General features: G+C 39.7%; 31 protein-coding genes. 1 reads left to right on the plus strand and 30 read right to left on the minus strand.

Features of this window, described 5'->3' with window-relative positions; translation table 11 throughout:
• Positions 1 to 15 precede the first annotated feature (15 nt).
• Positions 16 to 1,029: a M23 family metallopeptidase gene (locus B1C82_RS16480; protein WP_411550331.1), complete on the minus strand. Its 1,014-nt coding sequence runs from the start codon at positions 1,027 to 1,029 to the stop codon at positions 16 to 18.
• The gene (locus B1C82_RS16485) at positions 998 to 1,372 is read right to left on the minus strand and encodes a type II secretion system-associated lipoprotein (RefSeq protein WP_086448698.1); all 375 of its coding nucleotides are present in this window, start codon (positions 1,370 to 1,372) and stop codon (positions 998 to 1,000) included. The genes B1C82_RS16480 and B1C82_RS16485 overlap by 32 nt, the downstream gene beginning before the upstream one ends.
• 82 nt (positions 1,373 to 1,454) lie before the next feature.
• On the opposite strand from B1C82_RS16485, the gene B1C82_RS16490 reads away from it, so the two are divergent.
• Positions 1,455 to 2,990 carry a YifB family Mg chelatase-like AAA ATPase gene (locus B1C82_RS16490; protein WP_086448699.1) on the plus strand — a complete coding sequence of 512 codons (1,536 nt, stop codon included), beginning with the start codon at positions 1,455 to 1,457 and terminating at the stop codon, positions 2,988 to 2,990.
• Between the two features lie 30 nt (positions 2,991 to 3,020).
• Here B1C82_RS16490 and B1C82_RS16495 read toward each other — a convergent pair whose 3' ends face one another.
• The 28 genes from B1C82_RS16495 to rfaE1 all read right to left on the minus strand — a co-directional run bounded on the left by B1C82_RS16495 (position 3,021) and on the right by rfaE1 (position 26,823).
• Entirely contained in the window at positions 3,021 to 3,218 is a 198-nt protein-coding gene (locus B1C82_RS16495) for a hypothetical protein (RefSeq protein ID WP_008590301.1), read from the minus strand.
• A 94-nt stretch (positions 3,219 to 3,312) separates the two neighbouring features.
• Positions 3,313 to 3,672: a YraN family protein gene (locus B1C82_RS16500; protein WP_086448700.1), complete on the minus strand. Its 360-nt coding sequence runs from the start codon at positions 3,670 to 3,672 to the stop codon at positions 3,313 to 3,315.
• 68 nt (positions 3,673 to 3,740) lie between these two features.
• Entirely contained in the window at positions 3,741 to 4,925 is a 1,185-nt protein-coding gene (locus B1C82_RS16505; RefSeq protein WP_086448701.1) for an HD-GYP domain-containing protein, read from the minus strand.
• Positions 4,922 to 5,200, minus strand: a complete 279-nt coding sequence (locus tag B1C82_RS16510; protein WP_199775792.1) for an EscU/YscU/HrcU family type III secretion system export apparatus switch protein — start codon at positions 5,198 to 5,200, stop codon at positions 4,922 to 4,924. The genes B1C82_RS16505 and B1C82_RS16510 overlap by 4 nt, the downstream gene beginning before the upstream one ends.
• The gene (locus tag B1C82_RS16515) at positions 5,188 to 5,994 is read right to left on the minus strand and encodes a hypothetical protein (protein ID WP_086448702.1); all 807 of its coding nucleotides are present in this window, start codon (positions 5,992 to 5,994) and stop codon (positions 5,188 to 5,190) included. Before B1C82_RS16515 ends, B1C82_RS16510 begins: the two co-directional genes overlap by 13 nt.
• Positions 5,963 to 6,655: a ribonuclease HII gene (locus B1C82_RS16520; protein ID WP_086448703.1), complete on the minus strand. Its 693-nt coding sequence runs from the start codon at positions 6,653 to 6,655 to the stop codon at positions 5,963 to 5,965. Before B1C82_RS16520 ends, B1C82_RS16515 begins: the two co-directional genes overlap by 32 nt.
• Positions 6,656 to 6,737: 82 nt before the next feature.
• On the minus strand, positions 6,738 to 7,163 hold the full coding sequence (rplS, locus tag B1C82_RS16525; protein WP_086448704.1) for a 50S ribosomal protein L19: 426 nt from the start codon (positions 7,161 to 7,163) through the stop codon (positions 6,738 to 6,740).
• On the minus strand, positions 7,160 to 7,828 hold the full coding sequence (gene trmD, locus B1C82_RS16530) for a tRNA (guanosine(37)-N1)-methyltransferase TrmD (RefSeq protein ID WP_086448705.1): 669 nt from the start codon (positions 7,826 to 7,828) through the stop codon (positions 7,160 to 7,162). The genes rplS and trmD overlap by 4 nt, the downstream gene beginning before the upstream one ends.
• Entirely contained in the window at positions 7,818 to 8,336 is a 519-nt protein-coding gene (gene rimM, locus B1C82_RS16535; RefSeq protein ID WP_086448706.1) for a ribosome maturation factor RimM, read from the minus strand. The genes trmD and rimM overlap by 11 nt, the downstream gene beginning before the upstream one ends.
• On the minus strand, positions 8,329 to 8,559 hold the full coding sequence (locus B1C82_RS16540; RefSeq protein ID WP_086448707.1) for a KH domain-containing protein: 231 nt from the start codon (positions 8,557 to 8,559) through the stop codon (positions 8,329 to 8,331). The genes rimM and B1C82_RS16540 overlap by 8 nt, the downstream gene beginning before the upstream one ends.
• A complete protein-coding gene (rpsP, locus tag B1C82_RS16545; RefSeq protein ID WP_008590417.1) occupies positions 8,559 to 8,825 on the minus strand; it encodes a 30S ribosomal protein S16 in 267 nt (88 codons plus the stop codon). Before rpsP ends, B1C82_RS16540 begins: the two co-directional genes overlap by 1 nt.
• Before the next feature lie 101 nt (positions 8,826 to 8,926).
• Positions 8,927 to 9,571 (minus strand): ribulose-phosphate 3-epimerase, encoded by a 645-nt coding sequence (gene rpe, locus B1C82_RS16550; RefSeq protein WP_086448708.1) that lies wholly within the window; start codon positions 9,569 to 9,571, stop codon positions 8,927 to 8,929.
• Positions 9,568 to 10,572 (minus strand): PASTA domain-containing protein, encoded by a 1,005-nt coding sequence (locus tag B1C82_RS16555; RefSeq protein ID WP_086448709.1) that lies wholly within the window; start codon positions 10,570 to 10,572, stop codon positions 9,568 to 9,570. The genes rpe and B1C82_RS16555 overlap by 4 nt, the downstream gene beginning before the upstream one ends.
• Positions 10,569 to 11,513: a methionyl-tRNA formyltransferase gene (gene fmt / locus B1C82_RS16560; RefSeq protein ID WP_086448710.1), complete on the minus strand. Its 945-nt coding sequence runs from the start codon at positions 11,511 to 11,513 to the stop codon at positions 10,569 to 10,571. The genes B1C82_RS16555 and fmt overlap by 4 nt, the downstream gene beginning before the upstream one ends.
• Positions 11,513 to 13,456, minus strand: a complete 1,944-nt coding sequence (priA, locus tag B1C82_RS16565) for a replication restart helicase PriA (RefSeq protein ID WP_086448711.1) — start codon at positions 13,454 to 13,456, stop codon at positions 11,513 to 11,515. The genes fmt and priA overlap by 1 nt, the downstream gene beginning before the upstream one ends.
• On the minus strand, positions 13,453 to 14,298 hold the full coding sequence (locus tag B1C82_RS16570; protein ID WP_086448712.1) for a hypothetical protein: 846 nt from the start codon (positions 14,296 to 14,298) through the stop codon (positions 13,453 to 13,455). Before B1C82_RS16570 ends, priA begins: the two co-directional genes overlap by 4 nt.
• Entirely contained in the window at positions 14,291 to 15,634 is a 1,344-nt protein-coding gene (locus B1C82_RS16575) for a sigma-54-dependent transcriptional regulator (RefSeq protein WP_086448713.1), read from the minus strand. Before B1C82_RS16575 ends, B1C82_RS16570 begins: the two co-directional genes overlap by 8 nt.
• Positions 15,635 to 17,413: an LIC_11548 family sensor histidine kinase gene (locus B1C82_RS16580; protein WP_199775799.1), complete on the minus strand. Its 1,779-nt coding sequence runs from the start codon at positions 17,411 to 17,413 to the stop codon at positions 15,635 to 15,637.
• Between the two features lie 17 nt (positions 17,414 to 17,430).
• Entirely contained in the window at positions 17,431 to 17,697 is a 267-nt protein-coding gene (locus B1C82_RS16585; protein ID WP_199775791.1) for an HPr family phosphocarrier protein, read from the minus strand.
• Positions 17,672 to 18,634 (minus strand): HPr(Ser) kinase/phosphatase, encoded by a 963-nt coding sequence (gene hprK, locus B1C82_RS16590; protein WP_086448715.1) that lies wholly within the window; start codon positions 18,632 to 18,634, stop codon positions 17,672 to 17,674. The genes B1C82_RS16585 and hprK overlap by 26 nt, the downstream gene beginning before the upstream one ends.
• A gap of 3 nt (positions 18,635 to 18,637) precedes the next feature.
• Positions 18,638 to 20,074: an RNA polymerase factor sigma-54 gene (gene rpoN, locus B1C82_RS16595; protein ID WP_086448716.1), complete on the minus strand. Its 1,437-nt coding sequence runs from the start codon at positions 20,072 to 20,074 to the stop codon at positions 18,638 to 18,640.
• A complete protein-coding gene (lptB, locus tag B1C82_RS16600; RefSeq protein ID WP_086448717.1) occupies positions 20,071 to 20,796 on the minus strand; it encodes an LPS export ABC transporter ATP-binding protein in 726 nt (241 codons plus the stop codon). Before lptB ends, rpoN begins: the two co-directional genes overlap by 4 nt.
• 9 nt (positions 20,797 to 20,805) lie before the next feature.
• A complete protein-coding gene (locus B1C82_RS16605) occupies positions 20,806 to 22,137 on the minus strand; it encodes an LptA/OstA family protein (RefSeq protein ID WP_086448718.1) in 1,332 nt (443 codons plus the stop codon).
• Positions 22,134 to 22,730, minus strand: a complete 597-nt coding sequence (gene lptC / locus B1C82_RS16610) for an LPS export ABC transporter periplasmic protein LptC (protein ID WP_411550337.1) — start codon at positions 22,728 to 22,730, stop codon at positions 22,134 to 22,136. The genes B1C82_RS16605 and lptC overlap by 4 nt, the downstream gene beginning before the upstream one ends.
• A 42-nt stretch (positions 22,731 to 22,772) precedes the next feature.
• Positions 22,773 to 23,624, minus strand: coding sequence for a 3-deoxy-8-phosphooctulonate synthase (gene kdsA, locus B1C82_RS16615; RefSeq protein WP_086448720.1), 852 nt, complete (start codon positions 23,622 to 23,624; stop codon positions 22,773 to 22,775).
• Positions 23,624 to 25,240, minus strand: coding sequence for a CTP synthase (locus tag B1C82_RS16620; protein WP_086448721.1), 1,617 nt, complete (start codon positions 25,238 to 25,240; stop codon positions 23,624 to 23,626). The genes kdsA and B1C82_RS16620 overlap by 1 nt, the downstream gene beginning before the upstream one ends.
• 81 nt (positions 25,241 to 25,321) lie before the next feature.
• Positions 25,322 to 25,816: a D-glycero-beta-D-manno-heptose 1-phosphate adenylyltransferase gene (gene rfaE2, locus B1C82_RS16625; RefSeq protein ID WP_086448722.1), complete on the minus strand. Its 495-nt coding sequence runs from the start codon at positions 25,814 to 25,816 to the stop codon at positions 25,322 to 25,324.
• Positions 25,813 to 26,823: a D-glycero-beta-D-manno-heptose-7-phosphate kinase gene (gene rfaE1 / locus B1C82_RS16630; protein WP_162494899.1), complete on the minus strand. Its 1,011-nt coding sequence runs from the start codon at positions 26,821 to 26,823 to the stop codon at positions 25,813 to 25,815. The genes rfaE2 and rfaE1 overlap by 4 nt, the downstream gene beginning before the upstream one ends.
• Positions 26,824 to 26,861 lie beyond the last annotated feature (38 nt).

Raw genomic sequence — 26,861 nt, forward strand, 5'->3', positions numbered from 1 at the left:
TGAAAAGATGATCGTTTAAAGTTTTGCTACTTTGCCTGGGTCCAGGTTGGTAACAATTTTTAAGGTCTTCCTAAGTGCCACCTCAGGATTGATCCTTTTTCCGTTATAGAACACCTCGAAATGGAGATGGGAACCTGTGGCGGAGCCTGTACGACCTACGGCACCTATGACCGTGCCAGCTTTCACTTTCGTTCCCTCTTCCACCGTAATTTTAGCGCAATGCGCGTACATGGTTCTATAACCGTTTGGATGATCTACTATGACTGAGTTTCCGTAACCGCCATTTACTCCGGCAAAACTTACCACACCGTCTGCAGAAGCTAAGATGGGTGCTCCTTGAGGGCCAGCCATATCTATTCCAGTATGGTAACCCCCTCCACCTGTGTGGAATGGATCTTTTCTTTTACCATATCTGGAAGAAAATCTAGCACCTAAGACTGGAGTGATGAATACTCTTTTGTACTCTATCTTTTGGCGGGAAGCATTTCCTACTTTTACAGGAACGCTTAAGCTTTGCCCTACTTTAAGAACGGAACCTTTATTTAAACCATTAGCTTCCGAAATTTTAGCAGCAGTTGTCTTTAAGGATTTAGCGATCCTGAATAAAGTATCCTTAGGTTTTACAATATAGGATTTTATAATGAATCCGCTTTGGCTTACTATCTTCGAGGAAACGATTGGATTGATACTTATAAAAGAAGGAAGTTCCAGATTGGACTTATCTTTATGATAACTAAGAGAAGAATATTTATCTTCTTCCCATTCTTCCGGGGATTGGGAGAATAATTGTTTGATCTTACGTTCTTCCTTATCTGTAAAGAAAGAAGAGTCCTTATTCGCGTAATCGTTGATTGCGTTTTCGTAATTTTTGAGCGGGTCGGCCGATAAAGCCGAAGCCACCATGGCGGATATAATGGGAAGGCAAAGAATCGTCCGTTTCACATATTTAATATCGGCCGCATCAGGATGCCTTCTTGAACCTAGGGGGGAACGACGGCTACTTTTTCTTTTTATATTCCGTGAGCTCATTTGCAACGATCTTATCCAAATCCTCTATACTGATGGTCTTTTTCTCTAAATCATCGTTTACCTGATAGGCGATCAGCCTGCCGATAGCATGTTCCCTTTTCTGGTCCGCAGGGAAACATTTTATCTTAATCAAGGAAGGAGTTGATTCGACATAGATTCGGACCAACATACCCTTCTTAAAAGTTTCAGTCGTAGAGACTTTTGTGTCTTTTTTAAGGCTATATATCTTATCTTGGTAGTGTTCGTTGATCTCGAATAACTTCTCTTTTTTGATCAACCTGGCCCCACACTGTATGGTAAATAGAGCCAGTAAAAAAGCGAAGAATCGCACCATTTCATGCATAACTTACTGAAGGTCCGGAAGTGATAAACTAGTTTTTAGAAAAAAAGCGCGAGGCCCGAATTTTTCCGCACCTGTCCAGGTTATGGAGACATGTAAACTGACCAAATTTTGGGGGGCTTCCCTGGAGGGAATACTTCCCTTTCCGGTATCCGTAGAGATCAATATCAAAAGAGGGATTCCAAGATTCCTGATCACAGGACTTCCAAGCCCCTCTATCAAAGAATCTTCGGACAGGATTCGTATCGCAATTGAGAACAGTGGATTCGAATATTCTCTCCAGAATATCTTGGTCCATCTCGCTCCTGCGGGCAGAAAAAAAGAAGGGACATACTTAGATCTCCCGATTGCTGCCGGGATTTTATACTTAACGGAACAATTACCTTCTTCTGAAAAATTAGAACGATTTCTTTTCTTGGGAGAATTAGGTTTAGATGGTTCTGTAAAACCCGTAAAAGGAATTCTTCCCATACTTTCCAGACTGGAAAATGCAGGTTTTATTGCAGCTATTGTGCCTTTTGAAAATAGAAAGGAGGCTTCTATCCTCGGAAAATTTCCGGTCTATGCAATCTCTCATCTAAAAGATTTAGTCTCTTTGGCTAAAGGAGAGATTAAGCCTGAACCAAAAGGTGAAATAAAAATCAGAACAGAAATTCTTCCATGGAAATCCGAGTTTCATAAAAGCCAATTGCCAGCCATACGAGCGATTCAGATCGCAAGCGCTGGATTTCATCATTGTTTATTGTCTGGTCCACCGGGTGCAGGAAAAACAATGCTCGCAAAGTTGGCTCACGGATTTCTTCCCAAGATCCAAGATAAAGAAGGAATAGAGTTATTAGGTATAAGTTCCTTACAAGAGGTACTTTCTGAAACAGAAGTAGAAAGACCCTTCCGAAGTCCTCATCACACTGTTTCCGATATTGCATTGGTTGGGGGTTCAACAAATTTAAGAATGGGAGAAGTTTCTCTAGCAGGAAATGGAATATTATTTTTAGATGAACTCTCTGAATTCCATTCCAGAAATTTACAAGCTCTAAGAGAGCCAATGGAAGAAGGTAGAATTACTATTTCCAGGATCAGAGGTTCAATCACCTACCCTGCTTCTTTCTTATTTATTGGAGCCACCAATCCATGTCCTTGCGGATATTACCAGACTTTAATAAAAGAATGCACCTGTAGTGTTGCAAGCATCCGAAATTACCAGTCTCCATTTAACGGACCCTTTTTGGACCGGATCGAAATATTCTTTCATATAGGCTTTTTAGGAAGTACTGATGGAGAAAAAGTTTCTATAAATCTCAAATCCATTCGAGATTCAATACAATCTGCGGCAGATATGCAGCGTCGAAGATTATTTAGGGAAACAGGAAAACTTTACAACGGAAGATTACGCGGAGAAGAAGTGGAAAGAATGATCCCTCTTTCCAAAGAATGCGAAACTTATTTTTGGGAAGCGATCCACAAACAAAAGTTCAGTATTCGTAAAGCAGCTCATTTTAGAAAAGTGGCAAGGACGATTGCAGATCTGGAAGGTTTGGAGGATGTTATTTTGAGGAATTTGGAAGAGGCCCTTGTTTTCCTGAATTCCGGATGGTCTCCGGAAAACAGGGCCGTAACCTAACTTGTTCTTTCGACGGTTTTATTTTTGTGGTTACTTTGACAGGAAATGCGAGAGTTCCATAGCGATCTTATCGATTGCGAAATCAATGTAGTTTTCGTCCTCGATCTTCTTCTTATAGTCCTCGAATTTCCGCTTCTTGATTGGAACTCCTCGTTTTCTCAGAATCACTGGGTCCGGTCCGAACGGGTCGGACCCGGCCAAGTTGCCGAGAATTTGGATGCTTTTCATAGTTACTTCCTTGTAACGATTTAAGGTCCTCATCCTTGAGAACCCGCAGACAATTCGAAAATCGACTCGTTTTTCAAATCGCTTAACGATTGTTTTAGAATAGATTAAGATAATATTTCAGTTCCCTTTTTTCAGTAATTAAGGCTAGGGAGAAGGAGACAAAATGATCTTTAAAGGAAACGTTTCTGCTCAAATAATATTTAGCTGCCGTTTTCATTCTAAGGATCTTTCGAGGAGTGAATACTTCCAGAGGGTGAATCGGAGAATTTTTTGCCCAATACTTAACTTCCGTAAAATACAGGACGTATTCTTTTTCGCTGATTATGTCAATTTCCCCCGTTTTGATCCGGAAGTTTCTTTCTAATATGCGATGACCTTTATTGAACAGAAGTTCTATTGCAATATTCTCTCCTTCTTTTCCTTTCAGCACTTTTCGTTTGGAGTCAGATCCCATAAAAGGACATGTCTTGGAAAAGAAAAATGGAAAGTACTTTTTGGATCTAAAAGTTTAGATTCAAAAGACTAAGAATTAATTGTAGCTTCTTGCAGATCGAGAGCTTTAACGATGAACAAGTGATTCTCTTTTACAAGGTCCACTAGAACTAAGTTTCTAACAAAAGTACCATATTCGTCTTTTATAATCCGAATGGAAGGTCGTAGAGGTTTGTCTGCATTTGCGGCAAGAACGATACCTACCCTTTTGTCTGAAAGTTCTACGCAAGAACCCACAGGATATAAGGAAACTTGGTTCAAGAAGGTTCTTACGATTTTCAGGTCAAACTTTCCTACATCCATACTGATCATGGACTTAATAGCTTCGTGAGGAAGTACTCTTTGTCTATGAGGTCTGTTCGTAATAAGTGCGGAGAAATTATCCGCGATTGCGTAAATTCTAGCGTTCTCTTCGATTGCAGTTGCTGCAATCTTCTGAGGATAACCCTTTCCATCAAAACGTTCATGATGCTGTAAGGCAACAACTGCCAAACTATTCTTAATTTTGATCTTTTGGGTCAGAACCTGATAGCCTATGATTGTATGCTTTAAGATCGATTTGTACTCTTCGTCGGTAAGTTGGTCTGTTTTTTCAGAGATGGTTGCTGGAACTTTTGTCATTCCTACATCTGCTACTAAACAAGATATTGCAAGATCGACCATTTTAGGACGAGAGAAGTCTAAAAGTTTTCCTATGATTAGCGCATAGAATGTAGAAGTAGTAATCTGGTTATATAAATAATATCCTGGATTATTCATGCCAAGGATCAGATAAGAAAGATTATTATGAGTCCTTACAAAGTCAGAAAGCGCCTCTGCCTGCTCTCGAACTGGACCAAAATCAAAAACCTTATCGTCCGCAACTTTTCTATAAACGTCTTGGACTAATGCGAAAGTGTTTTTATATAGATTGGAAAATTGTACCTTAATACGGTTTAGGTTATCGTAGATCCCTTTCAAAGGAAGAAGGTCCTCGTCTACGATTGTAGAGATGATAAAATCCTCTAATTGGGTTTCCAATCTTTCAGGATCCACATCTATGACTAGGATATCGCCGTGAGTTAGCACTTCGGTGATCCCGAATCTTTTCAAACGTTCTAAATCCGAATCAGTGATCGGAGTATTAGAAGTGATGAATAGATTTTCTTTGTCCAGATATACGGGCTTTGTAAATCTCATACCCGGCTTCAATTCGGACACGTTCAATTTTTTCATTTTTCAAATTCCCTTGTTGCTTCCGCTTTTTGGCTGAGTACGAAAGCAAAAACACCCGCAACCGCTCTGTATAAATTTTCCGGAATTTCTTGCCCCACCGGTATCGGAGAGAGTGCTTCGGCCAAAGGAGCATCCTCCACTATTGGAACGCCGTGTCTCTTAGCCACACCCTTGATCTTTTCACCTAATAGACCTTCTCCCTTGGCTAGGATTTTAGGGCCTTTATTTTCGTTCGGTGTAAACTTTAGGGCAATTCCGAATTTCACGCAGTCCATTCCCTTCTCTGTAAAGAGGGCTTATATTGTATCCTGAGTTCCTGGAATCTAACTCCCGATTCTTCCAAGAACTGCATAAATTTTTTACGATTCCGACCTATATGCAAGTACAATTTAGAACTAGTATAAATAGCAGTTAGAATTAGGTCCGACGCATCTTCTTTTTTCCAATGAAACCTGTACAGGCTTGGACCGTCCTCTTTAGTCTCCATAAAGAGGACAAATATTCTTCCCGGATCCGTTTCGCCTAAATATCCTTCTGCATTTCCTTCTTCCCATTCCCACTCGAAATAGGGAGTCTCTGATTTCCATTCGAAATGAGGAAAATAACTTTTTAAGAAGGCCAAAATATTATCTTCGGAGACTGGACCTTCGTCCTTATGCAGTACCTTCTCTAAAACTCCTGTGAGTCCTTTTTCCAAAGGAGAAAATATTTTGGAGTCGTCTTCTTCTAACGTTAGTTTCCTTTCTTGTATTTTCCATTCCGAAATGTTTCCGGATAAGGTTCGAGATAAAAGTAATTGTTCTCCCGTAAGAAGACTCGTCTTAGTTTGAGCTTCTAATGTTTCTCCTTTCCAAAGGAGTTTCACCCTTCCGTCCTTTGTCCCTTCTTTCACCCAGACCCGAAAGAATGGAGCGTCTTTGGACTCTCCTTCGAAAGTTTCTGGATTGAGGATCTTAGTAGAGGAATTGACTACTAAGGAAATTTGATGTGATTCCGGGACCCTATCTGTTTTTCGGACCTGAGGATTTTGGTTTTTATCAATCGGATTGGGAGGAGGAATCGGAAACATTAAATTTTTTAGTGAAAGACCTTCTGTGGATTCTTGCTAGTCCCAGATTCCGGATTGCTTCTTCATGTCCCGCACTGCCATATCCTTTATGCGCTTCGAATCCGTAGCCTGGAAACTTGGAAGCAATCGCTTTCATAAAACGGTCCCGTTTTACTTTTGCGATAATGGATGCTGCCGCGATACTCGCGATCCTGGAATCCCCTTTTGTATAATAGTAAGACTGGCGTTTGACCTCTTCCGATTCCTTGTATTTGGAAAAATTATAATTTCCGTCAATGAGTAGCAGAAGTTTTCTTCCTGTACTTTCTATCGGTGCTTCGGAGCCCTTTCTATAACATTTCAGTATACCTTCTAATATTGCTCTGTTAATTCCATAACGATCTATATAGATATGAGATAAGAATGCATGAGCGATTTTGTGAGCAGTTTCTTGTATTTCTTGGAACAAAGATTCACGCTTGGACTCGGTCAATTTTTTAGAATCGTTCAACCCCCGTAAGATCTTTCCGGAATAGATCCTTTCCAGGACTTCCGGGGTGAAAGAGACCATTCCTACGGATAAGGGACCTGCATAAGGACCTCTTCCTGCTTCGTCTATCCCGCAAGGAAGGAACTCGGAAAAGAATTTCAATTCTTCCGGTTCGAAATTTGCGAGAGGCATTGATTTTAAGGGAGAAGGTTAAAAAGGAGAAGAGAAAGAGAGAATATGCGGTGGAGAAGTCCACCGCAATCATTAAAGGTTTTTATTCCGCGGAGGAAGCAGGAGCAGCAGCTTTTGCTTCTTCTGCAGTTTGGCGTTTTCTGTCTTCTGCTACTAAGATTTTTCCGCCTTTCAACTCGCGAATACGAGCAGATTTTCCGGAACGTTCTCTTAAGAAGAACAGTTTAGAACGACGAACCTTACCTTTACGTACTAGTTCAATTTTAGCGATACGAGGAGAATAAAGTGGGAATACTCTTTCAACACCTACATCGTAAGAGATCCTACGAACGGTGAAAGATTTTCCGTTTCCGCCATTAGAGATGGAGATCACAACTCCTTCGTAAACCTGGACCCTTTCTTTACCGGATTCTTGGATTTTATAATGGACCTTTACAGTATCCCCAACATTGAAGTTTAAGGTACGATTTGCTTCTGTAGGAAGTCCGGCTTTTATAAGTTCTTTCATAAATTCCTCGTAATATCAGGGTCGACTTTCTTTCGATTGGCATTGCGCCAAGATTCGATCGCCGCGTGGTTTCCGCCCAAGAGAATTTCAGGAACCTTCCAGCCATTGTACTCGGAAGGTTTCGTATATTGTGGATATTCTAAAACATCCCTTTCGTTATGAGATTCTTCTTCCAGGCTCTCTCGGTCGCCTAAAAAGCCGGGCAAAAGCCTGGACACAGCATCTGTTATACAGAGGCTAGCCAAATCTCCGGCTGAAATTACATAATTTCCAAGGGACAGTTCTATGTCAACAAGATGCTCTGTTACCCTGTGATCCACTCCTTCATAATATCCTGATATAAGAGTGATTGGTTTTTCGAGCTTAGAAAGTTTCTCTGCAACGTTCTGATCAAATGGAATTCCGGATGGAGTTGTAAGAATTACAAGTCCTCTATCATCTCCCAATGACTTTAAGGCGAGATCTATAGGCTCTACTTTTAAGAGCATTCCTGGACCACCGCCGTATGGAGTGTCGTCTACCTTTAGATGTTTATTATTGGAGAAGTCCCTGAGATGTACAATATTAACAGAGAATACTCCTTTTTGGATCGCCTTCTCCTGTAGCCCTTCTGAAAAGTAAGCCTGGATTTTAGTGGGGAATAAGGTAATAAAATTAAATTTCATTCCAATCCTCAGGGCTTATTAAAACGATCTTACCTTCTTCTAAGGATACTTTTCCCACATGTTTTTCAACATAAGGAACCAAGACTTCAGAATCTTCTGTTTGAAAGACTAGGATAGAATGTGCTGGATTTTCAAGAATATCTACTAATTCCCATCCCAGTTCTTTTCCATCGTCTGAGATAGCTTTCAGACCTTTTAATTCGAATAGATAATATTCTTCGTTTTTAGATTTGGGAAAATGAGAACGATCTATATAGAGCTTTCCCCCGGTTAAGGAAGATGCTTCTTCCGGGGAATTGATACCTTCCAACTGTAAAAGTATCTTTCCTGATTGTATGGTCGATTTAAGGATCTTTATAAGGACAGGTTCTCTAGAAGGAAATTCTAAACTAGCTTGGATGGGAAATTTGAGTTCCGGAACAGAACTATCCTCTGCAACCAATCGGACAAAACCCTTCAATCCGAAGGGTTTTCCTAAATGTCCGGTTAGGATACGAGTCTCAGTCAATAATTTCTAAGGAGAAATTTCTTCCGGCTTTGATGGATGCTGCGGTTAAGATCGCTCTTAATGACTTTGCGATCCTACCATTCTTACCGATCACTTTCCCCACATCCTTCGGGGAAACCCGGAGTTCTAGGACGGTTTGTTCGTCGCCCTCGATTTCACGTACTGAAATCTCCTCCGGATGATCTACTAGAGAAGTAACGATATAGCGAATCAGCTCTTCCATTACTTCTTCAGAGATTGTTTATATTCCGCCCAGATTCCCTCGTGTTTAATGAGGTTCAGAACGGTTCCGGTAGGTTGAGCACCTTTGCTGAGCCAGCCTAAAATTTTGTCTTTATCCAGGACGGTTCCACTTTTCACCTCTGCTGGGTGATAGTGTCCGAGGATATCAATAAATTTACCGTCTCTAGGGGAACGGCTGTCAGCAGCCACTACCCGATAGTGAGGGTTGTTTTTGGCTCCGGTTCTTTGTAGTCTGATCTTAACCAAAGTAAAATTCCTTCGAATAAATAAGGATGGCTAACCGTATGGTTCGCCCTAATACGCCATAATTCCCTGGAACTCTCGGCTGTCAATATTTAATAAAAGGCTTACTTTGCTAGGCCTTTTAAGCGGATTCCGTTCTCGCTTGGATCTCCGGATTTAAATAAACCGGCACCTACAACGCAGATATCCACACCAGCTTGAGAGAGTTCTTTGATATTTGTATCATTGACTCCCCCATCTACTTCCAGCTCGATCGGATAATTGGAGATGAGTGACTTGACTTTTTTGATCTTGTCCATTCCTCCATCTACAAACTTCTGTCCGTAGAATCCAGGCTCCACAGTCATTATGAGTACCAGATCAATATAAGGTAGAAGAGTTTCTAATGCAGAAACTGGAGTCCCAGGATTCAAAGAAACTCCCACTTTAGGTCCATTCTTCTTTATTTCCTGAGCTAAACGAATTGGGAAACGTGTAGTTTCTGCATGGAAAGTAATGCAGTAAGGATTCAATTCATAATATTTCGGAACGTGATTCTCAGGCTTCTCCACCATTAGATGAACATCCAGAGGGATCTGGGTCATTGCTTTGATCTCTTTATTGACCGCTTCTCCGAAGCTGATCTGAGGCACAAAATTACCGTCCATCACATCCATATGGACTAGGTCTATTCCTTCTTTTTTAAAATTAGGAACTGTATTTGCAAGTGCTGTGAGTTGGGTGGCTAAAATAGAAGCGGAGATTTTCAAAATTCGTTCTCGTAGTCTTTGGATTTTACTTTCGAACCTTTATCGTCCAAAAGAACCAGCGTCACGTCTCCCGTTCTGTAAAAGACTGTCTGGATTTTTTCTCCCTCTTGGTAGGTTGTGGGAGCACTGATTTCAGTTTGTTTGGTTTCGTCATTTTGGTCTTTTACGATTAAGGAATAAGTTCCATTTTCAGGAGCCTCATACACGAAACTTTCATATCCACTTTCTACCCTATCTTCTGGTTCGAAATAAAATACCTTAAACTTGTATTCATTTCCCACTTTTTGGACAGATTCAATTTTTCCATTATCAGGACGAAATTTAGTAACTACCACTTCTGCCTTGGAAGAAATTTTTGCTCTTACAAGTGCTCTTTGAGCGAATGCAAAAGAATCACCTGGTTTAAAATCTAACCCAGCTTGGGGCTCTCCTTCTTTTTTCTTGGTAGAAGGCTTAGTGACCAGCAAGAATACTTTTTCACCAGCAGTGATATTTTTACCGGCTTCTGGAATTTGATCCACTACAGTGTCAGGTTGTTCTCCTTCTTTCACTTCCACATAGGTGATCCCACCCAATGTTAGAGAAACGTAAGTCTCTCCTGATAGAACCTTCTCCATGGAGTTTTTAGCAGAGACCAAACTTTGCCCTTTTAAGTTAGGCATGTCGATTCGATCTAATCCAATATTGACGGTAAGAGAAACTTTGGAACCTGCTTCCACTTCTCTTCCTGGGCGAATGGATTGGTAGATAATAATTCCATCTGTTTTGTCCGGATAACGTTTGGACTCCAATCTGACTTTCAATTGGAGACGCATTAGCTCGTTATGGACTTCGTTGTACGGTTTGCCTACCACATCAGGCATGACTACCATTGTGGAGCTTTTAGTCCGAACGAATACAACTAAGAAGGCGGCTATGAAAAAAACTACTAAGCCGAATGCGATGAAAAAAAAGTAACCCCCGATAGGGAGATATTTAGAGCGGAGTTCTTCCTTGGTCACTCGAAACGATCCTCGTCCGAAATACGGAAACCGTTCATGAAATCTGCCACAGTCATTCTGTTTTTATTTTCCGGTTGAACGGAAAGGATTTCTAAAAAACGGCCATCTCCACACTGTAAAAGAAGGGCCTTTTTGTCCATTCGTTTCAATTTGCCCGGTTGGATTGACGTTTCAGAAAAATCTGCTGGTCTTGTTTTCCATAGAACCATTCGTTTTTCTCTAAAATGGCAATACCCGCCTAGATCTGGACTTAAAGCACGAATTCGATTATGTATTTCCATGGCAGAAAGTTTTAGATCCAAAACTCTATCTTCTGCCAGGATTTTAGTACAATAAGTTGCCTTGGAATGGTCTTGAGGAGTTGCCTCGAAAGGAGAAGTTCTCGGGCCCTTCAAAAGTGGGATCAGACTTTGGATCCCTGCCTCGGTGATCTTTTCCATAAGGGATCCGGTATCATCTTCTAAGTCCACATCTACTTCTTGGATCCGGATAATATCACCCTCGTCCATTTTTTCACCTAGATACTGGATACTAATCCCTGATTTAGTATAACCTTTCCAAAGAGAAGTTTGGACTGGAGAAGCTCCTCTTAAGTCAGGAAGAATAGAACCATGTAAATTGATAGAACCGAATCTTGGATAAGAAAAAATTTCCTTAGGTAGAATAGACCCATAAGCAAATACAACATAAAGTTCCGCATCGAACTTAGAAAGATCTGCGATAGCCGAATCCTTCTCCTTCTTTATAGATTCATATTGAAAGACTGGAAGATTAGCAGAAAGTGCAATTTCTTTCACCGGACTCGGAACTGGGGTTTTACTTCTTCCTTTAGGACGATCTGGATTTGTGACTACGAATTGTACTTCGATCTCAGGCTCTTTTAGTAAAGCCTGCAAAAGTTTGGCAGAAGGTTCTGGGGTTCCAAAAAATGCGATTTTCATCAGACAAGATCCAATGGATCAAAATCCAATTCCAGGTAAACGTTTTTAGAAATTTTAAGAGGTCTGATCTCTTTTTTTAGGATCTCTCTCCATTTGTTCTGTACAGTCGTCTTAATCAGTATATGATTTCTGAAGTTTGCATCTATTTTATAAAAAGGACAAGGAGCTGGACCTAAAACTACCGTGTTTGGTTCGGGAAGATGTTTTTTCAAAACCTGATGAACCTCTTCAATAGTTTTGAGTGAAAGACTTTCATCCTTGGATCTGGATAAGATACGAACAAGTCGAGAAAATGGTGGGTAAAAAAGTTCTTCTCTTGTTTTGATCTCCGAATCATAAAATCGAATATAGTCTTGGTCTAGTGCCATTCGAATGATGGGATGATCCACAGTATTTGTTTCGATTAAAACCTCTCCTGCAAGATCGGATCTACCCGCTCTTCCCGCTACTTGTGTCAAAAGAGAAAATACTCTTTCCCCTGCTCTGAAATCAGGAAGTCCTAAACCGATCCCAGCATTTAAAACTCCAACAAGAGTGACTCGAGCGGCATCTAAACCTTTAGAGATCATTTGGGTCCCGGTAAGAATATCTATCTCTCCGTCGACAAGTCTTCCTATCACATCTGTCAAAACACTTTTATCTTGGATGGAATCTTGGTCTAGACGCTCTACCTTTGCGCCTGGAAAAGTTTCTAAAAGAAATTCTTCTAGTTTTTGGGTGCCTGTTCCCATCATGACCAGTTTTTCTCCCAGTTTGTTTTCCAATCTTTGGAGAGAATCCGAAAACCCACACAGGTGACAGATAACGGTACCTTTTTTGTGATAGCATAAGTGAGATGTACAGTTTGGACAAGGGATATAGGTTTTTTCTTTTTCTGAATAGATAAGAGGGCTGTACCCTCTTCTATTTAAAAGAAGGATGACCTGTTCATTTTTATCTAATCTTTGTTTAATTGCAAATGTAAGTTCTGAACCGATTAATCTTGCATCTTTTTTGTTTTCTTCGATCCTTACTGTTGGTGGTTTTGCTGTTCCAGGTCTTTTGGTCAGAACTTGTAGTCCGATCTTCCCTGTTTTTGCAAGATGATATACTTCTAAAGAAGGTGTAGCTGATCCTAAAACTAATACTGCTTTATTCTGCCTACATCTTTGTAATGCCACTTGTCTTGCATGGTATCTTGGAGTAGAATGTTCTTTAAAAGACCCATCATGCTCTTCATCTATGATGACTAATCCCAAATTTGCAATGGGCGCGAATACTGCGGATCTTGTTCCTACAGCGATCCTTTTTTTGCCTTGGAGAAGGTCCGTATATGCTTTGAATCTTTCTGATACTTTTAAAGCAGAATGTAATAAAGCGATCTGTCCTGGAAAGACGGCTTCTAATTTTCGAATGATATGATAGGTCAAACCAATCTCCGGAACTAAAAGTAAAACTCCTTTGTTTGAGTTTTGAAGAATATCCCGGATCAAGTGAAGATATACTTCTGTTTTTCCACTTCCAGTAATTCCGAATAGAAGATGGATAGAATCTTTTCCAAAATCTGCCTTGATATTTTGGTAAGCTCTTTCTTGCTCTTCGTTCAATTTGAAAGGTTCGGAAGCAGTGATATTCTCGTTCAGTTTTACTTTGGAATGTCTTCTGCCGGAAGGGATCATCTTGTGGATGCATTCCCCAAGAGAAGCAAGGTATTGTTCTTTTACCCAATATGCGAGCTGGATCTGTTCTTCGTTGATGACTGGAGTTTTGTCTATGACCCGATCTACTTGTAAAACCTCGTAGCTCGGTTCATTATGGTGTAAGGATAATACGATCCCTTCTTCTTTTCTTCCCCTGAGTTTTGCCTCTACCCTCATTCCGACTTGTGTGCCGGTCGGTACCTCGTAAGTGAATGTGTCTTCTAAGATAGGAAGATCGAAGGCTAATTCTGCGTATTGGATCAAATTTTCTCTTTAATCTCCTGATGAAAAATTCCAAGCTGAGATAGGATACTTTCTTTGACTTCTATTTCTTTCTTCTTGGCTTCTTGGAATTCGGGTGAAGCTGCCTTGCTTGATTTTCTTTTTTGTTCGGCTGCCAAAATCGCTTCAGGAGAACGGAGAACAACCATCGGAGTCCCAGGTTGGAACTCTAAAGTTTTTCCCATTTGTTTGAGAGCTTCCTCTTTTCCGAAGTATAAAGTTGCTGCGGCGCCTAAAAGTATAATGCCCTGGATTCCTTCTTCTTGGATGGTCTCCTGCACTTGGACCTTACAGTTTTGCGTTCTTCTTTTCCAATCTTCTTCGTTGGATCTATCTTGAGAAAATAAACATCCCGGAAATTCTTGAAAATAGAATTCCTTCATTGTAAATCCGAATACTTTTTGGATCATTCTATCGAATAGATCCTCTGCTTCACTTGTGCGAAAAATTTTCAAAGGAGAAGTTTTTACGTAAGATTCTTTTCCGGATATTGTTTCGCCTGTATAATGTAATACTAATATTTTCTTTCTGCCTCGGATAATGAAATGGCGAACTGCGCTCAATCTGTCCGAGCAAAGTTTACAAGAGAAGTTTCGATCTTCTTTTTTAAGAGGGACTCTCATTTGGATCCCAGGGACTGAAGTTTCCCTTGCTTTTTTGGATCCGATGGAAGACCAGGACCAAAAGTCTTTCCATTCAAGATCCAAATCTTGAGGATCTTTTTCTCCTTGCCTTCTGATGATCGGGAATTCTCCATTTTGGACTAAAAATTTAAAGTCCTGAAGAATTCCTTTTAATTCCTGAAATATTCCAGGCTTAGTCATGGATATCCTCCGCCTGTATTCCTAGAGATTTCATTTTTCTGTATAAATGAGATCTCTCTATTCCAAGTGCCTTGGAAGTTTTGGAGACATTTCCTTCGTTTGTCTGCAGCGTTTTCAAAATATATTGTTTCTCGAATTCTTCTTTTGCTTTTTTGAAATCCCCTTTTTCGACCAAATCGTTTGCTTTTACAAAACCGGTCATAGAGTCTTTCACATCTTGAGCACGGATAATATCGCTTACAGTCATGATACAAAGTCTTTCAATAACGTTCTTTAGTTCTCTGATATTCCCTGGCCAGAAATGATTTTCCAAGATAGAAACGGCTTCTTTTTCAATGATCTTAGGAGTAAGGTTATTTTCTGCAATCGTTTGTCTTACATAATGATCTACAAGTAATGGGATATCCGACTTACGATCTCTTAATGGAGGGATTACGATCGGGATTACATTTAATCTGTAATATAGATCTTCTCTGAACTTTCCCTCTTTGATTGCTTCTTCCACAGGGATATTTGTCGCAGCAATAATCCTGACATCTACAGAAACTTGTTCTGTGCTTCCCAATTTTTCGAACCTTTGTTCTTGTAAGATCCTAAGTACTTTTGCCTGGGTAGATAAGGACATATCACAAATCTCATCTAAAAACAGGGTACCTCCATTAGCAGCCTCGAATTTTCCGATCCTGGTATCTGTGGCACCTGTGAATGCACCTTTTACATAACCAAATAACTCTGATTCTATTAATTCTTCTGGAAGTGCAGCACAGTTGACTTCTACGAATGGTTGGTCTTTTCTTTTAGAGTTTTTGAATATAGTTCTAGCTACTAATTCTTTTCCAGTTCCATTTTCTCCGTAGATAAAGACCCTTGCGTTTGTAGCAGCCGCCTGTGCGATAGAAAATTTCACTTTTTGGATGGCAGGAGAATTTCCCAAAATCTCATCTGATTCCAATTTAATTTCAGGTGATTCCCATTTTTCTGAGTATACTAACGCTTCTTCTACCGCTTCTAAAACTTTAGCGATAGATAATGGTTTTTCTAAAAAGTTAAGAGCGCCTTTCTTGGTTGCTTGAACAGCGAGTTCAATTGTTCCATGTCCGGAGATCATGACTACTGGAACGGTAGGATAAATTTTTTTAATCTCGTCTAGGATACTAAGACCGTCTTCTTTTCCAAGCCAGACATCCAGCAAGACCAAACTTGGCCTTTCAATTTTAAGATGTTTTAGGAAGTTTTTGCCGGATGAGAATTGTTCCGCTTCATAATTTTCATCTCCCAAAATATCTTGGAGAGATTTGCGGATTTCCGGTTCATCGTCTACTATGAATATTCTCATCTATGCTACCGGAAGTTCTATCCTAAATTTACATCCGCCTAATTCGGAAGAATCTACAGAAATATGACCATTATGATCGATCACTGTTTTTTGTACGATTGCAAGTCCTATCCCGGAAACATGTTCTTCCTTGGTGGAATAATATGGTTCGAAAACTTTAGACCTGTATTCAGGAGTAATTCCAATCCCGTTATCTTCTATAAATAAAACCACTGAACGTCTCATGATCCTTTTTTCTAGCACGGTAGAAATACGAATTTTTCCGGCCAGAAATTTGGACTCACCTTTTTGCCTTCTTTTCTCTATTGCTTCCACCGCATTTTTGAAAAGATTGTTCATGATTCCCAAAAACAATTTTTTATCCAAAAAGATTTCCGGCAAATTTTTTGCGAAGTTGAGTTCTATTTGGATCCCAGGCGTATGCTCGAAAAGTTTTGCGCTTTCTAAGACAACAGGTTCCAAATGTTGGTTGATAAGCCTAGGTGCAGGCATTCTAGCAAACTCGGAGAACTCATTTACCAGATGTTCTAAAATTTTCACCTGACCGACTATAGTTTCACTTCCTTTGGTCACGATCTCTTGAAATTCTTCCGGAACCTCTGAGTTTAATTTTCTACGTATTCTTTCTGCGGAGAGTTGGATTGGGGTAAGTGGATTTTTAATTTCGTGGGCCATTCTCTGTGCCACTTCTTTCCAAGCCGCAATCCTTTGTGTATGCATCAGCTCATCATTTTTGGATTTTAGATCTTTTACCATTTGATTAAAAGACTCTACTAATGCGCCAATCTCCCCTCCTTCTGTAAGTGGAAGATTAATGTCCGTATCGCCTAGTGAAACTTTTTGTGTAGCATTTGCGAGGTCTATGATTGGTCTTGAAATTTTCCGGGCGAATACAAGTGAGAAGAATATGGAAAGTAAAAATGCAAATACAGTCAACAATGTGATAGTGAGCCTGACCTCATAAGGAAGTTTTTCTTTTGCTAAGTCGGCGTTTATATAATTTTTCCTAGTATTAATAAAAGAGTAAGCCCTGGATTCTTCTCCCACAAAAACACGTTTTCCTAATATAAGAAAATTTTTAGGATTGGGTGAATCTATTTTAAGTAGATAAAATCCTAAACTCTGACTTAAAGCCAGTTTATCGGAAATACCTTCTTCTGTTCCAAGATTTGTAAACTCCTCCGGAGAAATGGTTAATTTTAAAGATCTATTTTCAAGTGTTGGGATATTATTTTCATACCAACCTACATAATAATTCGGGTTAGAAATTAGATCTAATTCATTCGCCCGATTTGTAAGTAAGTTCGGATTTGGATTTTGTCTTTGCACAAGATTTCGGAATAATTTAGCTTTTTCCAATAGATTGGTCTTCTCAAGATCTAATTCCTTTCGAACAAAATGATCCCCTGCTTCCAAAGCCTGGGCAATATCCAAACCGTAAAATCCTTCGAATACTCTTCCAATTACATTAGAAGTGAGTAAAAATACTGGAAAAGAAGGAAGGATCGCAATGAACAAAAATGAGAGAGAAAGTCTGTAACGGATAGAACTTTTGAGTCGTCCTGTTTCTAAATTCCTGCGGTTCCTATAAAAATAGGATATAATCAGAAATAGTACGACTAATGGAACTGTATAATATACATAGATCAGTATTCGGTCTACTATATCTATATTTTCTGAATTTCTAAAATGGATTAGTTCAGCCGCAAGGATTGATAGAGAGATCACTCCGGATAAAATCAGAAGATCTCGAAGATAGTATCGATTCTCCTCCTCTATCCGGAATGGAAACCATTTCATATCGCAAAATCGCCTTCCACTAATTTGGCTAAAGCATCCGCTGCTTCTTCTTCCTGAGCGCCTTCTGTCTTGATGGAAAATTCCGCACCAGGAGCTAACGCTAACATCATGAGTCCCATGATACTTTTACCGTTTACTTCAACTCCGTCTTTGGAAACCAGAACTTCGCAGGAGTATTTAGCCGCGCAATTCACAAAGACAGAGGCGGGACGGGCGTGCATCCCTGCGCCGTTTTCGTTAATTTTGAGGTGGATTTCTTTCAACTTTTCCTTGCTGCAGATAAATATTTAGTTTTTGGCTGAATTCCGCCGCTGCATTCTTTCCTAGTTTTTTTAATCTTTGGTTCATTGCAGCGGTTTCTACGATGATTGGAATATTTCTACCTGGTCTAACTGGTAGTTTGATCAAAGGTATATTAACACCTAGAACTTCTTCCGTTCTATTTTCAAGACCAGTACGATCGAATTCTTTTTCTTCTGTCCACTCTTCTAAATGGATGATGAGTTCTATAAGTTTATGATCTCTCACTGACCCAATTCCGAATATATCTTTTATATTCAGAATTCCTAATCCTCTGATTTCCATATGATGGCGAAGAAGGTCCGAACATGTCCCTATCAGATAACTTTCAGAAAGTCTTCTGATCTCCACCATATCATCTGCAACTAAACGGTGTCCTCTTTCAATGAGTTCGAGTGCAGTCTCACTTTTTCCTACGCCACTTTTTCCGGAGAGAAGTATTCCAATTCCGAATACTTCTATTAAAACTCCGTGTCTCATGGTCCTAGGTGCAAGACTTCTATCTAAAATCTGAGAGATAAGTGTAATAAATTTATGAGTAGAAACATCCGAACCCAAGAGTGGAATATTCAGACGATCGCAATATTCTACAAAGATAGGCGGAGGGACATTCCCGTGTGTGAATATGATACAATTCAAATGAAAATGGAAAAAATCAGCGGCGAGTTTTTCCATATCCTCACCTTCTTTAGAGGTAATGTATGCCCATTCCCCTTTCCCAAAAATTTGGATACGATCATGGGCAAAACTTTCATAAAAACCAGTGAGTGAAAGGCCTGGTCTATTGATCTCTGAGCTATGAATGCGATTTTGGAGTCCATTTTCTCCTGCGATTAGTTTTAAACCTAATTCAGGATGGTCTTTTAGAATATTAGATACATTGATTCCTGGAACGGACATGAGTTACCTTGCTTCCAGAGATTTTACTTTTTTTCTTTGGTTGGATGGTAAAATTTTCAAAATTTTACGGTATTTTGCGACAGTTCTTCTCGCAATTTCGATCCCTTTACTTTCTATTTTTTCCACTATGTCCTGGTCAGAGAGCGGATTTTCGGGATCTTCTTCTTTTACTAGGTTACGTATAATATCATGTATGGTTTTAGAAGATTCCATTCCACCTTCTGAACTTTTGGATTTTAATCCGGAGGAGAAGAACCATTTCAATTCTAAAATTCCCCATGAAGTTTGCACATACTTATTGGAAGTAATCCGGGAAACGGTGGATTCATGAAGATCTAATCTTTCTGCGATATCTTTTAATGTGAGAGGTTTTAAAAATCTAACACCTTTGCGAAAAAATTCAGTCTGGAGTTCTATAATTGCAGAGACTACTCTATACAAGGTTTGTCGTCTTTGGTTTACGGAGCGGATCAACCATTCTGCGGAATTTAGTTTTGTCGAAATATATTCCTTGTCGGAATCTTTAGCACCGGCTCCTTTTTTGAGCATTCCCTTATATTCTTTATTAATTTTTAATTTAGGGAGCCATTCATCATTCAATAGAATACTGAATTCACCTTCTATCTCTCGAATGATTACATCCGGAACTACATAATCAGGCTTTTGAGGAGTATATAATGTAGCAGGGAAAGGTTCTAACTTTTTGATCTCAGCTGCCATGGACTCTATGGATTCAACAGGGAGGCCCATCTTCTTGGAAATTCCTTTATAATCCAGTTTTTCCAGGTCTTTAAGATAGTTTTGGATAAGATCGTGTAAGTTTTTATCTTCAGGTTTTAGGATCTTTGCCTGAATATATAATGTTTCTTGAATGCTTCCTGCTCCAATACCAAGTGGATCTAATTGATGGATCTGTTCCAAAACTTTTTTGATCGTTTTAGCAGAAACTCCAATTTCAGTAGCTAACTCAGCTTGAGTTTGTGAAATAAACCCTCTATCATCTAACATGGAGATTAAGATTTCTGCAATCTCCATTTCCTTTCCCTTTAAGGAAGAGATTCTGAGTTGCCAAAGTAAATGATCAGAAAGGGATTGTGCGTTAGGAGATGATTCAATGTATTTTTGGTTTCGATCAGACGCGTCGGTTCCTCTATACTGAGGTTTGTCTAAGCTGAATGAATCCTGCCAGCCTTGGTCTGAATTTTTCAGAAAGTCATTCTTCTCTTTTCGTTTTAGATCATCTACAGAATAGAGTTCAGGGCTTTTACTTCTTTCGGAGCCCGGTTCCTCTTCCAGCATCGGATTTTCAATCAGTTCGGCACTAATCCTATCAGCGAGTTCCAGAGTTGACAAAGGCAAAAGCTCTATCGACTGACGCAAATCCTGCGTCATGACAAGCTTCTGTGTCTGTTTCTGTACTAACTGATGATTCAGATTCACAGCTTGAAGTCCTCTCCTAGATACATTCTCTTTGCTTCTTTATCATTCACGAGTTCTTTTGGAGTTCCCGCGATCAAGATCCGACCACTATGCATTATATATGCTCTATCCGTGATCTTTAATGTTTCTCTAACATTATGGTCGGTGATTAAGATGCCTAGTCCTTTCTTCTTTAAACTATTTATAACAGTTTGAATATCTTTTACAGCTATAGGGTCAACCCCTGCAAACGGCTCGTCAAGAAGGATAAAGTCTGGATTTGTTACCAAGGCTCTAGCGATTTCGCATCTTCTTCTTTCCCCACCCGAAAGAGTAAAACCTTTTTGGTTAGCGACTCGCATAATTTGTAATTCTAACAGCAGTTCATCTCTTCTGCGAATAATTTCCGATCTAGGAATATCGAGAGTTTCTAAGATGGCTTCTAAATTTTCCGCGACTGTAAGTTTACGAAAAATAGAAGCCTCTTGGGCTAGATAACCAACTCCTAGTTTGGCTCTAGTATGCATAGGAGCGTCTGTCACATCTTGGTCATCTATATATACATGACCTGAATCCGGTTTTACGAAACCAACAGACATATAGAAGGAAGTAGTTTTTCCTGCACCGTTTGGACCTAGTAGACCTACTACTTCTCCCTTTCGAACATCGAAACTGACTCCGTCTACAACCTTACGCTTATTGTATATTTTGACTAAGTTTTGGCACCGGATCCTTTGTCCCATTATGCAAGCCTAATTTCCTAAATGGACTCCTTCTGTCAGAATTGATCTTCCTTCTCTTGGATAAAAGACGATTTTTCCTGCTCTCAGGATCTTACCACTTCGATTAATCCTAGGATTTCCTTCTAAAAGTACGGATTCGTCGTTTTCAAAATAAGTGGCATACTCACCTTGCGCCTCTGTGGACTTAGATTTGATCCAGATATTTCCTCTGATCACTGTTTCTTTTTGATCCAAGAAACGTTCGAATTCTTGCGCAGTGATAGTACTTGTTACTTGATTAGAACTTTTGTCTAAAAATTCCATTTTACCTTCGTCAGTAAGGTGAAGGTAGTTTTCATTTCTGAAATAATCAAATACGTTACCCGAAAGAAGGAGATTATTTTCTCGATCATGAACTTTGATATTTTTTCGGGCCTTGATGATATGTGAATCTTTTCCTACTGACTCAATATTATCCGAAGTGATCTTCATATCCTTTCTCAAAACCGTTGCATTTCCGCTGATTAGAACTGTACGATCATTTTCTTCGTTTGGACGGCTTTCTATCTTATCTCCTTTTAGGATTGTGAGAATAGTTTGTTTTTTTTCATTTGCTTCCGGATCTTTTTTGGTTTCTTCAGATGACTGGAATAGAACCGTATTCTCTTCTAAAAGTATTCTACTTTCATTTGTGTAGAAAGATAACTTTTTACCGCTTAGATATCTGTTCTTGGAAATTAGGATCGGATTTGGATCAGTAGTTATCAAATGTTCCGATTCTTTAAATACTGCTTCTGCACAAAAGATAGTAACTTCCGGATGATTTACGATAACTCCACCATGTAATTTAGTGATCTTAGTGTTTAATTCTCGATCTATTTGCTTTGCGGAAATGACTGTAGTTTTACCGGTTTTATCTCGAAAGCTAAGTCTTGGTCTTTCTTTGATATAGACCATTTCGGAGTATTTATCATATTCTCCGATTCCCGCTCTCATTACTGTCCCGTTTTCCTGGTCTTCTATATGCACTCCATTTTTTAAAAAAGCCTTATATGCTTCTTTTCCAAAAACCTCTATACGATTTGCACCCAATTTCACTTTTTTATGTTGGATCCAGGCTCCACCTTCCAAACTGAAGATTGTTACTTTAAGTCCTTGGACTTCTCTATCCTCTTGGGTAAGTGCATTTGCTCCCCAGAAAGTAGGAAAACTTTCCTTACGTTTTGGATCTACTTCTCCTATTCCTTGGAAACTTTTTGGATCTAAGGTCTCTGCTGAAAATAAAAGTGGAGGTCTCGAGTGAGATCCCAAATGTGAAGGGAGAAAGAATAATAAATAAAGTAAAACTAGGATACGTTTCATTTTTCTTTCGGGGAAGAAGAAAGTGGATTTGCCCCACCTTGTGTAATCGCACTTGGTCTTAAAATTGTGAACTTATTCAGATCTTTGTCCGCTCTAAGCCCCACCCCTCGGATATGAGTTCCGTTTGCATCTATCACCACTTCTTCGTTCGAGGTAAGTTCTTTGGTTTCGTCGTTATAATCGAGTGATTTTGCTCTGAGAGTTCTATGTTCTTCCGTTTTAAGAAGGATATTCCCAGTGAGTTTCATCAGCTTTGTGATTTGGTTAATCTCGCCCTTTTCTCCTGTGAGTTTGGACTTGAACTTTCCATTTTCATATTGGTCGAAATCGATCCCATATAAAACATATCTTTTTTCGTCGGCGTAAAGATATGCTTCTTTCGCTTTCAATTTCCATAATATAGTTCCGTTGCCGTCATATTGGTCTTTTGCAAAATTCCGGAAGGAAACAGTGGAACCTTTTTCTTTTTCTTCCTCGACGCGTGTGTATTTTGCATCCGATTTTCCGCCGGAGTAGAAGAAAAGAATTAAGAATAAAATTCCAAGTCCTACTGCTAGGCCCGGTCCATATTTCCTAGCGGTTTCCGGGTCTATTTTGAGTAGGGTAAGTATGCGGGAATACAAGGCTCTTATCGATTAGCGGTTTAGGATTTCCTGTTTAACGTAACGGTCTAAACCGACTAATTCCTTTAATAAGGATTTAATTTCAGAAAGAGGATACTGGGTTGTTGCATCTGAAAGTGCCTTTGCAGGATCAGGGTGCACTTCCATAAAGATACCTTCTATCCCAAGAGCAACAGCGCTTCTTGTCATACTTGGGATATATTCTCTCTGTCCTCCGGTAATATTTCCGGCTGCCCCAGGCAATTGTGCGGAGTGTGTTGCGTCGAATACTACTGGAATATCATAACTATGTAATATAGGAACGGTTCTTCCGTCGAATACCAAATTTCCGTAACCGAATGTGGTACCTCTTTCCGTAACCATGTACTTTTCGGAACCCGATTCCTGGATTTTTGTTTTGATATGTCTACAATCAGAAGGAGCTAAAAATTGTCCTTTTTTGACGTTTACCCATTTTCCAGTTTTTGCGGATTCCGCGATCAGATCAGTTTGTCTGCTTAAGAATGCAGGGATCTGGTACATATCGATCACATCTTTGAGTGGTCCTACCTGAGAAGTTTCATGGATATCTGTTAGAACTGGAACATTAAATTTTTTCTTAATATGTTCTAGGTGTTTGATCCCTTCTGTGAGTCCTGGACCTCTATAGGAAGTAACGGAAGAACGATTTGCTTTATCAAAACTACTTTTAAAAACATAAGGGATACCAAGTTCTGTGGTGATCTCTAACATTTCGGCACAGACTTTTTCGAGTAAGTCTCTGTTTTCCATCACACAAGGACCCGCGATCAGGAAGAACGGATTCTTTCCGCCTATCTTTTTACCGCTTAAAAAATCCCTTTCTTGGGCAGTTTTATCGCTCATTATGCCTTCCTTGCAAATTTGACCGCAGCTCGGATGAATCCGGCAAATAATGGATGCGGTTTTGTAGGTTTTCCAGTAAATTCAGGATGGAACTGAACTCCTATAAACCAAGGATGATCTGGAATTTCTACGATTTCAATCAGGTTTTCATCTGGAGAAATGCCTGAAAGGATCATTCCTTTCTCTTCAAATCTTTGTTTGTATTTGTTGGTAAACTCGAATCTATGTCTATGTCTCTCATAGATCAGCTCTTGTTTGTATTCATTGAATGCTAAGGTGTTTTTCTTGATCTTACATGGATAAGAACCTAAACGCATTGTTCCACCCATTTGATCAATATCCATCTGCTCTTCAATAAGAGAGATTACTGGATCTGGAGAATCAGGTCTGAACTCAGTGGAGTTCGCATCTTTCATTCCCAATACGTTTCTCGCGTATTCGATCACTGCACACTGCATTCCTAAACAAATCCCAAAGAATGGAATTCCTTTGGTTCTAGCATATTGGATTGCTGCGATTTTACCTTCGATTCCTCTGTCTCCGAATCCTCCTGGAACTAAAACACCATGCACGGATTTTAAAACATCCTTTACATTTGTTTTATCCAGTTTTTCAGGATCTACTTTGATAAATTCTACGTTTGCTTCGTTTGCGATTCCACCATGAGATAAACTTTCATAAACGGAACGATACGCATCATGAAGAGAAATGTATTTTCCAACAACTGCAATCTGCACCGTATGTTTTGCGGATTGAAGGCTTTTTATGATCTTCTCCCATTCTGTAAAATTGGATTTTCCAAGTTCTAATCCTAATGTTTTTAGAACTACTTGATCTAATTTTTCTTCCTTATACATTTTAGGAATTTCGTAAATAGAAGTGCTGATATCCGAAGCGGAGATCACATTTTCTTCTTTTACGTTACAGAAGGCGGAAATTTTTCCTTTCATCTCTTTTGGCATCGGCTGGTTCACACGACAGATCAAAATATCTGGCTGGATCCCGAGTGCCAAAAGTTCTTTTACTGAGTGTTGAGTAGGTTTTGTTTTTGCTTCACCAGCTACTGTGATGGTAGGAACTAAAGTAACATGGATAAATAAAACTTGAGAAGGACTGTGTTCGTATCTCATCTGGCGAATTGCTTCTAAGAATGGGATGGACTCAATGTCCCCCACCGTTCCGCCGATCTCTACGATCACAAAGTCAGTTGCATTTTCTCTTGCAAGAGTATAGATCCTGTTACGGATCTCGTTAGTGATATGAGGAACAACCTGAACTGTTCGTCCCAAATAATCACCTTTTCTTTCTCTTTGGATTACAGTATTATAAATTTGTCCCGTAGATACAGAGTTCTTACGAGTGAACTTAGATTTAGTAAATCTTTCGTAATAACCAAGATCTAAATCGGTTTCCGCACCATCCTCAGTTACATAAACTTCGCCGTGCTGGTACGGGCTCATGGTTCCAGGATCGATATTGATATAAGGATCCATTTTTTGCAGAGAAACGGAATAACCCCTACTCTCCAAAAGGCATCCAAGGGCTGCAGCGGATACACCCTTACCAAGGGAGGAACAAACACCTCCGGTCACGAAAATAAATTTAGTTTTGGACAAACCGAACTCCTACCTGGTGAACAGAGTTTTCTTCAGTCTCGGAAAATCCAACTCGGAATTTCGTAGAATTGGGAAGTAAATCTAGGGTTTTTGGCGAATGCGTCGGATCAGATCCGTACTGGAAAATCCAGGAACAAAGGGTAGAATTTTCACTTCTCCGCCCAATTTGCGAACAAGTGGAGTCTCAGGAAGAGCTTCTAGATCATAATCTCCCCCTTTTACGTGAATATGAGGCGCTACTTGAGAGATCAGTTCTAAAGGAGTGTCTTCTGTAAACACGGTGATATAATCCACAAAGGAAAGGCAGGAAAGAAGAAGTGCCCGATCTTCTTCAGGATTCACAGGACGTTCCGGACCTTTTAGTCTTTTGACAGAAGAATCAGAATTGATCCCGACCCAAAGAACATCGCCTAAGTCTCTTGCTTGGGAAAGATAGGTCAAATGACCTTTATGAACCAGATCGAATACGCCATTTGTAAAAACGATTTTTTGATTGAAGCGGACCTTCTCTGAAACATTTTTAGCTTCATCGAAAGGAATAATTTTCTCTATACAAGAAGAGAAAGAAGCCTTCACTGAAAACTTCCTCTTTTCTCCAGAGCTTCTAAAAGTTCTTCTAAAGAAACAGTTTCAGCACCTAATTTTCCTACCACCACACCTGCTGCAGCGTTGGAGACGATTGCCGCTTCCAACTCACCTAAACCAGCCGCTAAGAAAGAAGTATAAACTGAGATCACAGTATCCCCTGCTCCTGTGACATCGAATACTTCTTTTGCCACAGTGGGAATATGGTAGGTTTTTGATTCGGAAGAAATATAAAGACTCATTCCTTTTTCCCCACGAGTGATCATCATCGACGGAGAATTTAGATTTTCCGCGATCTTTTTGGCTGCTTCTTCTACTTCTAAGTTTGTTTCTAATTTTTTACCTAAAGCCTTCCCTGCTTCATGATGATTGGGAGTCATGACTGTTGCTTTTTCGTATTGGAAGAAATGAGAGACTTGAGGATCTACAGTTACGATCTTTTTGTGTTGAACTGCGATATCGATCGATTTGCGAATAAGACTCGCGGTCAAAGTTCCCTTATCATAATCGGAAAGAACAACCGCATCAGCTTCTTGGATGATCTTAGAAAAACTTTCCAGAAGTTGTTTTTCTTCCGCGTCAGCGAGAGGAAATGTTTCTTCTCTATCTATACGACAAACTTGTTGGTGACCGGCAATTACTCTTGTCTTTAGAATGGTTGGAACTTTTTCAGAACGTATAATTGTATTCTTTGAAGGGCTTGTGTTTTCTGTAGAAAGAAGATCATCCAAAGTTTTAGCAGCAGCATCGTTTCCGGCTCTACCAAGCACGAAAGATTGAACTCCTAACCGAGAAAGATTTTTAACGACATTCCCTGCTCCACCCAAAGTGGTCTTTTCGTTCCTTACCCAGACCACAGGAACAGGAGCTTCTGGAGAAATTCGGTTCACTTCTCCGATCAAATACTCATCCAGGATGAGATCTCCGATGACTATAATTTTAGTGGTTTTTAATTTAGAAGCCGCTTCCAAATATCGCTTTTTATCTAAGTAGTACAATTTTAAACCGGTCTTACAATTTGATTTGCGTTTTCACT

The organism is Leptospira venezuelensis, assembly GCF_002150035.1.
Lineage (GTDB): Bacteria > Spirochaetota > Leptospiria > Leptospirales > Leptospiraceae > Leptospira_B > Leptospira_B venezuelensis.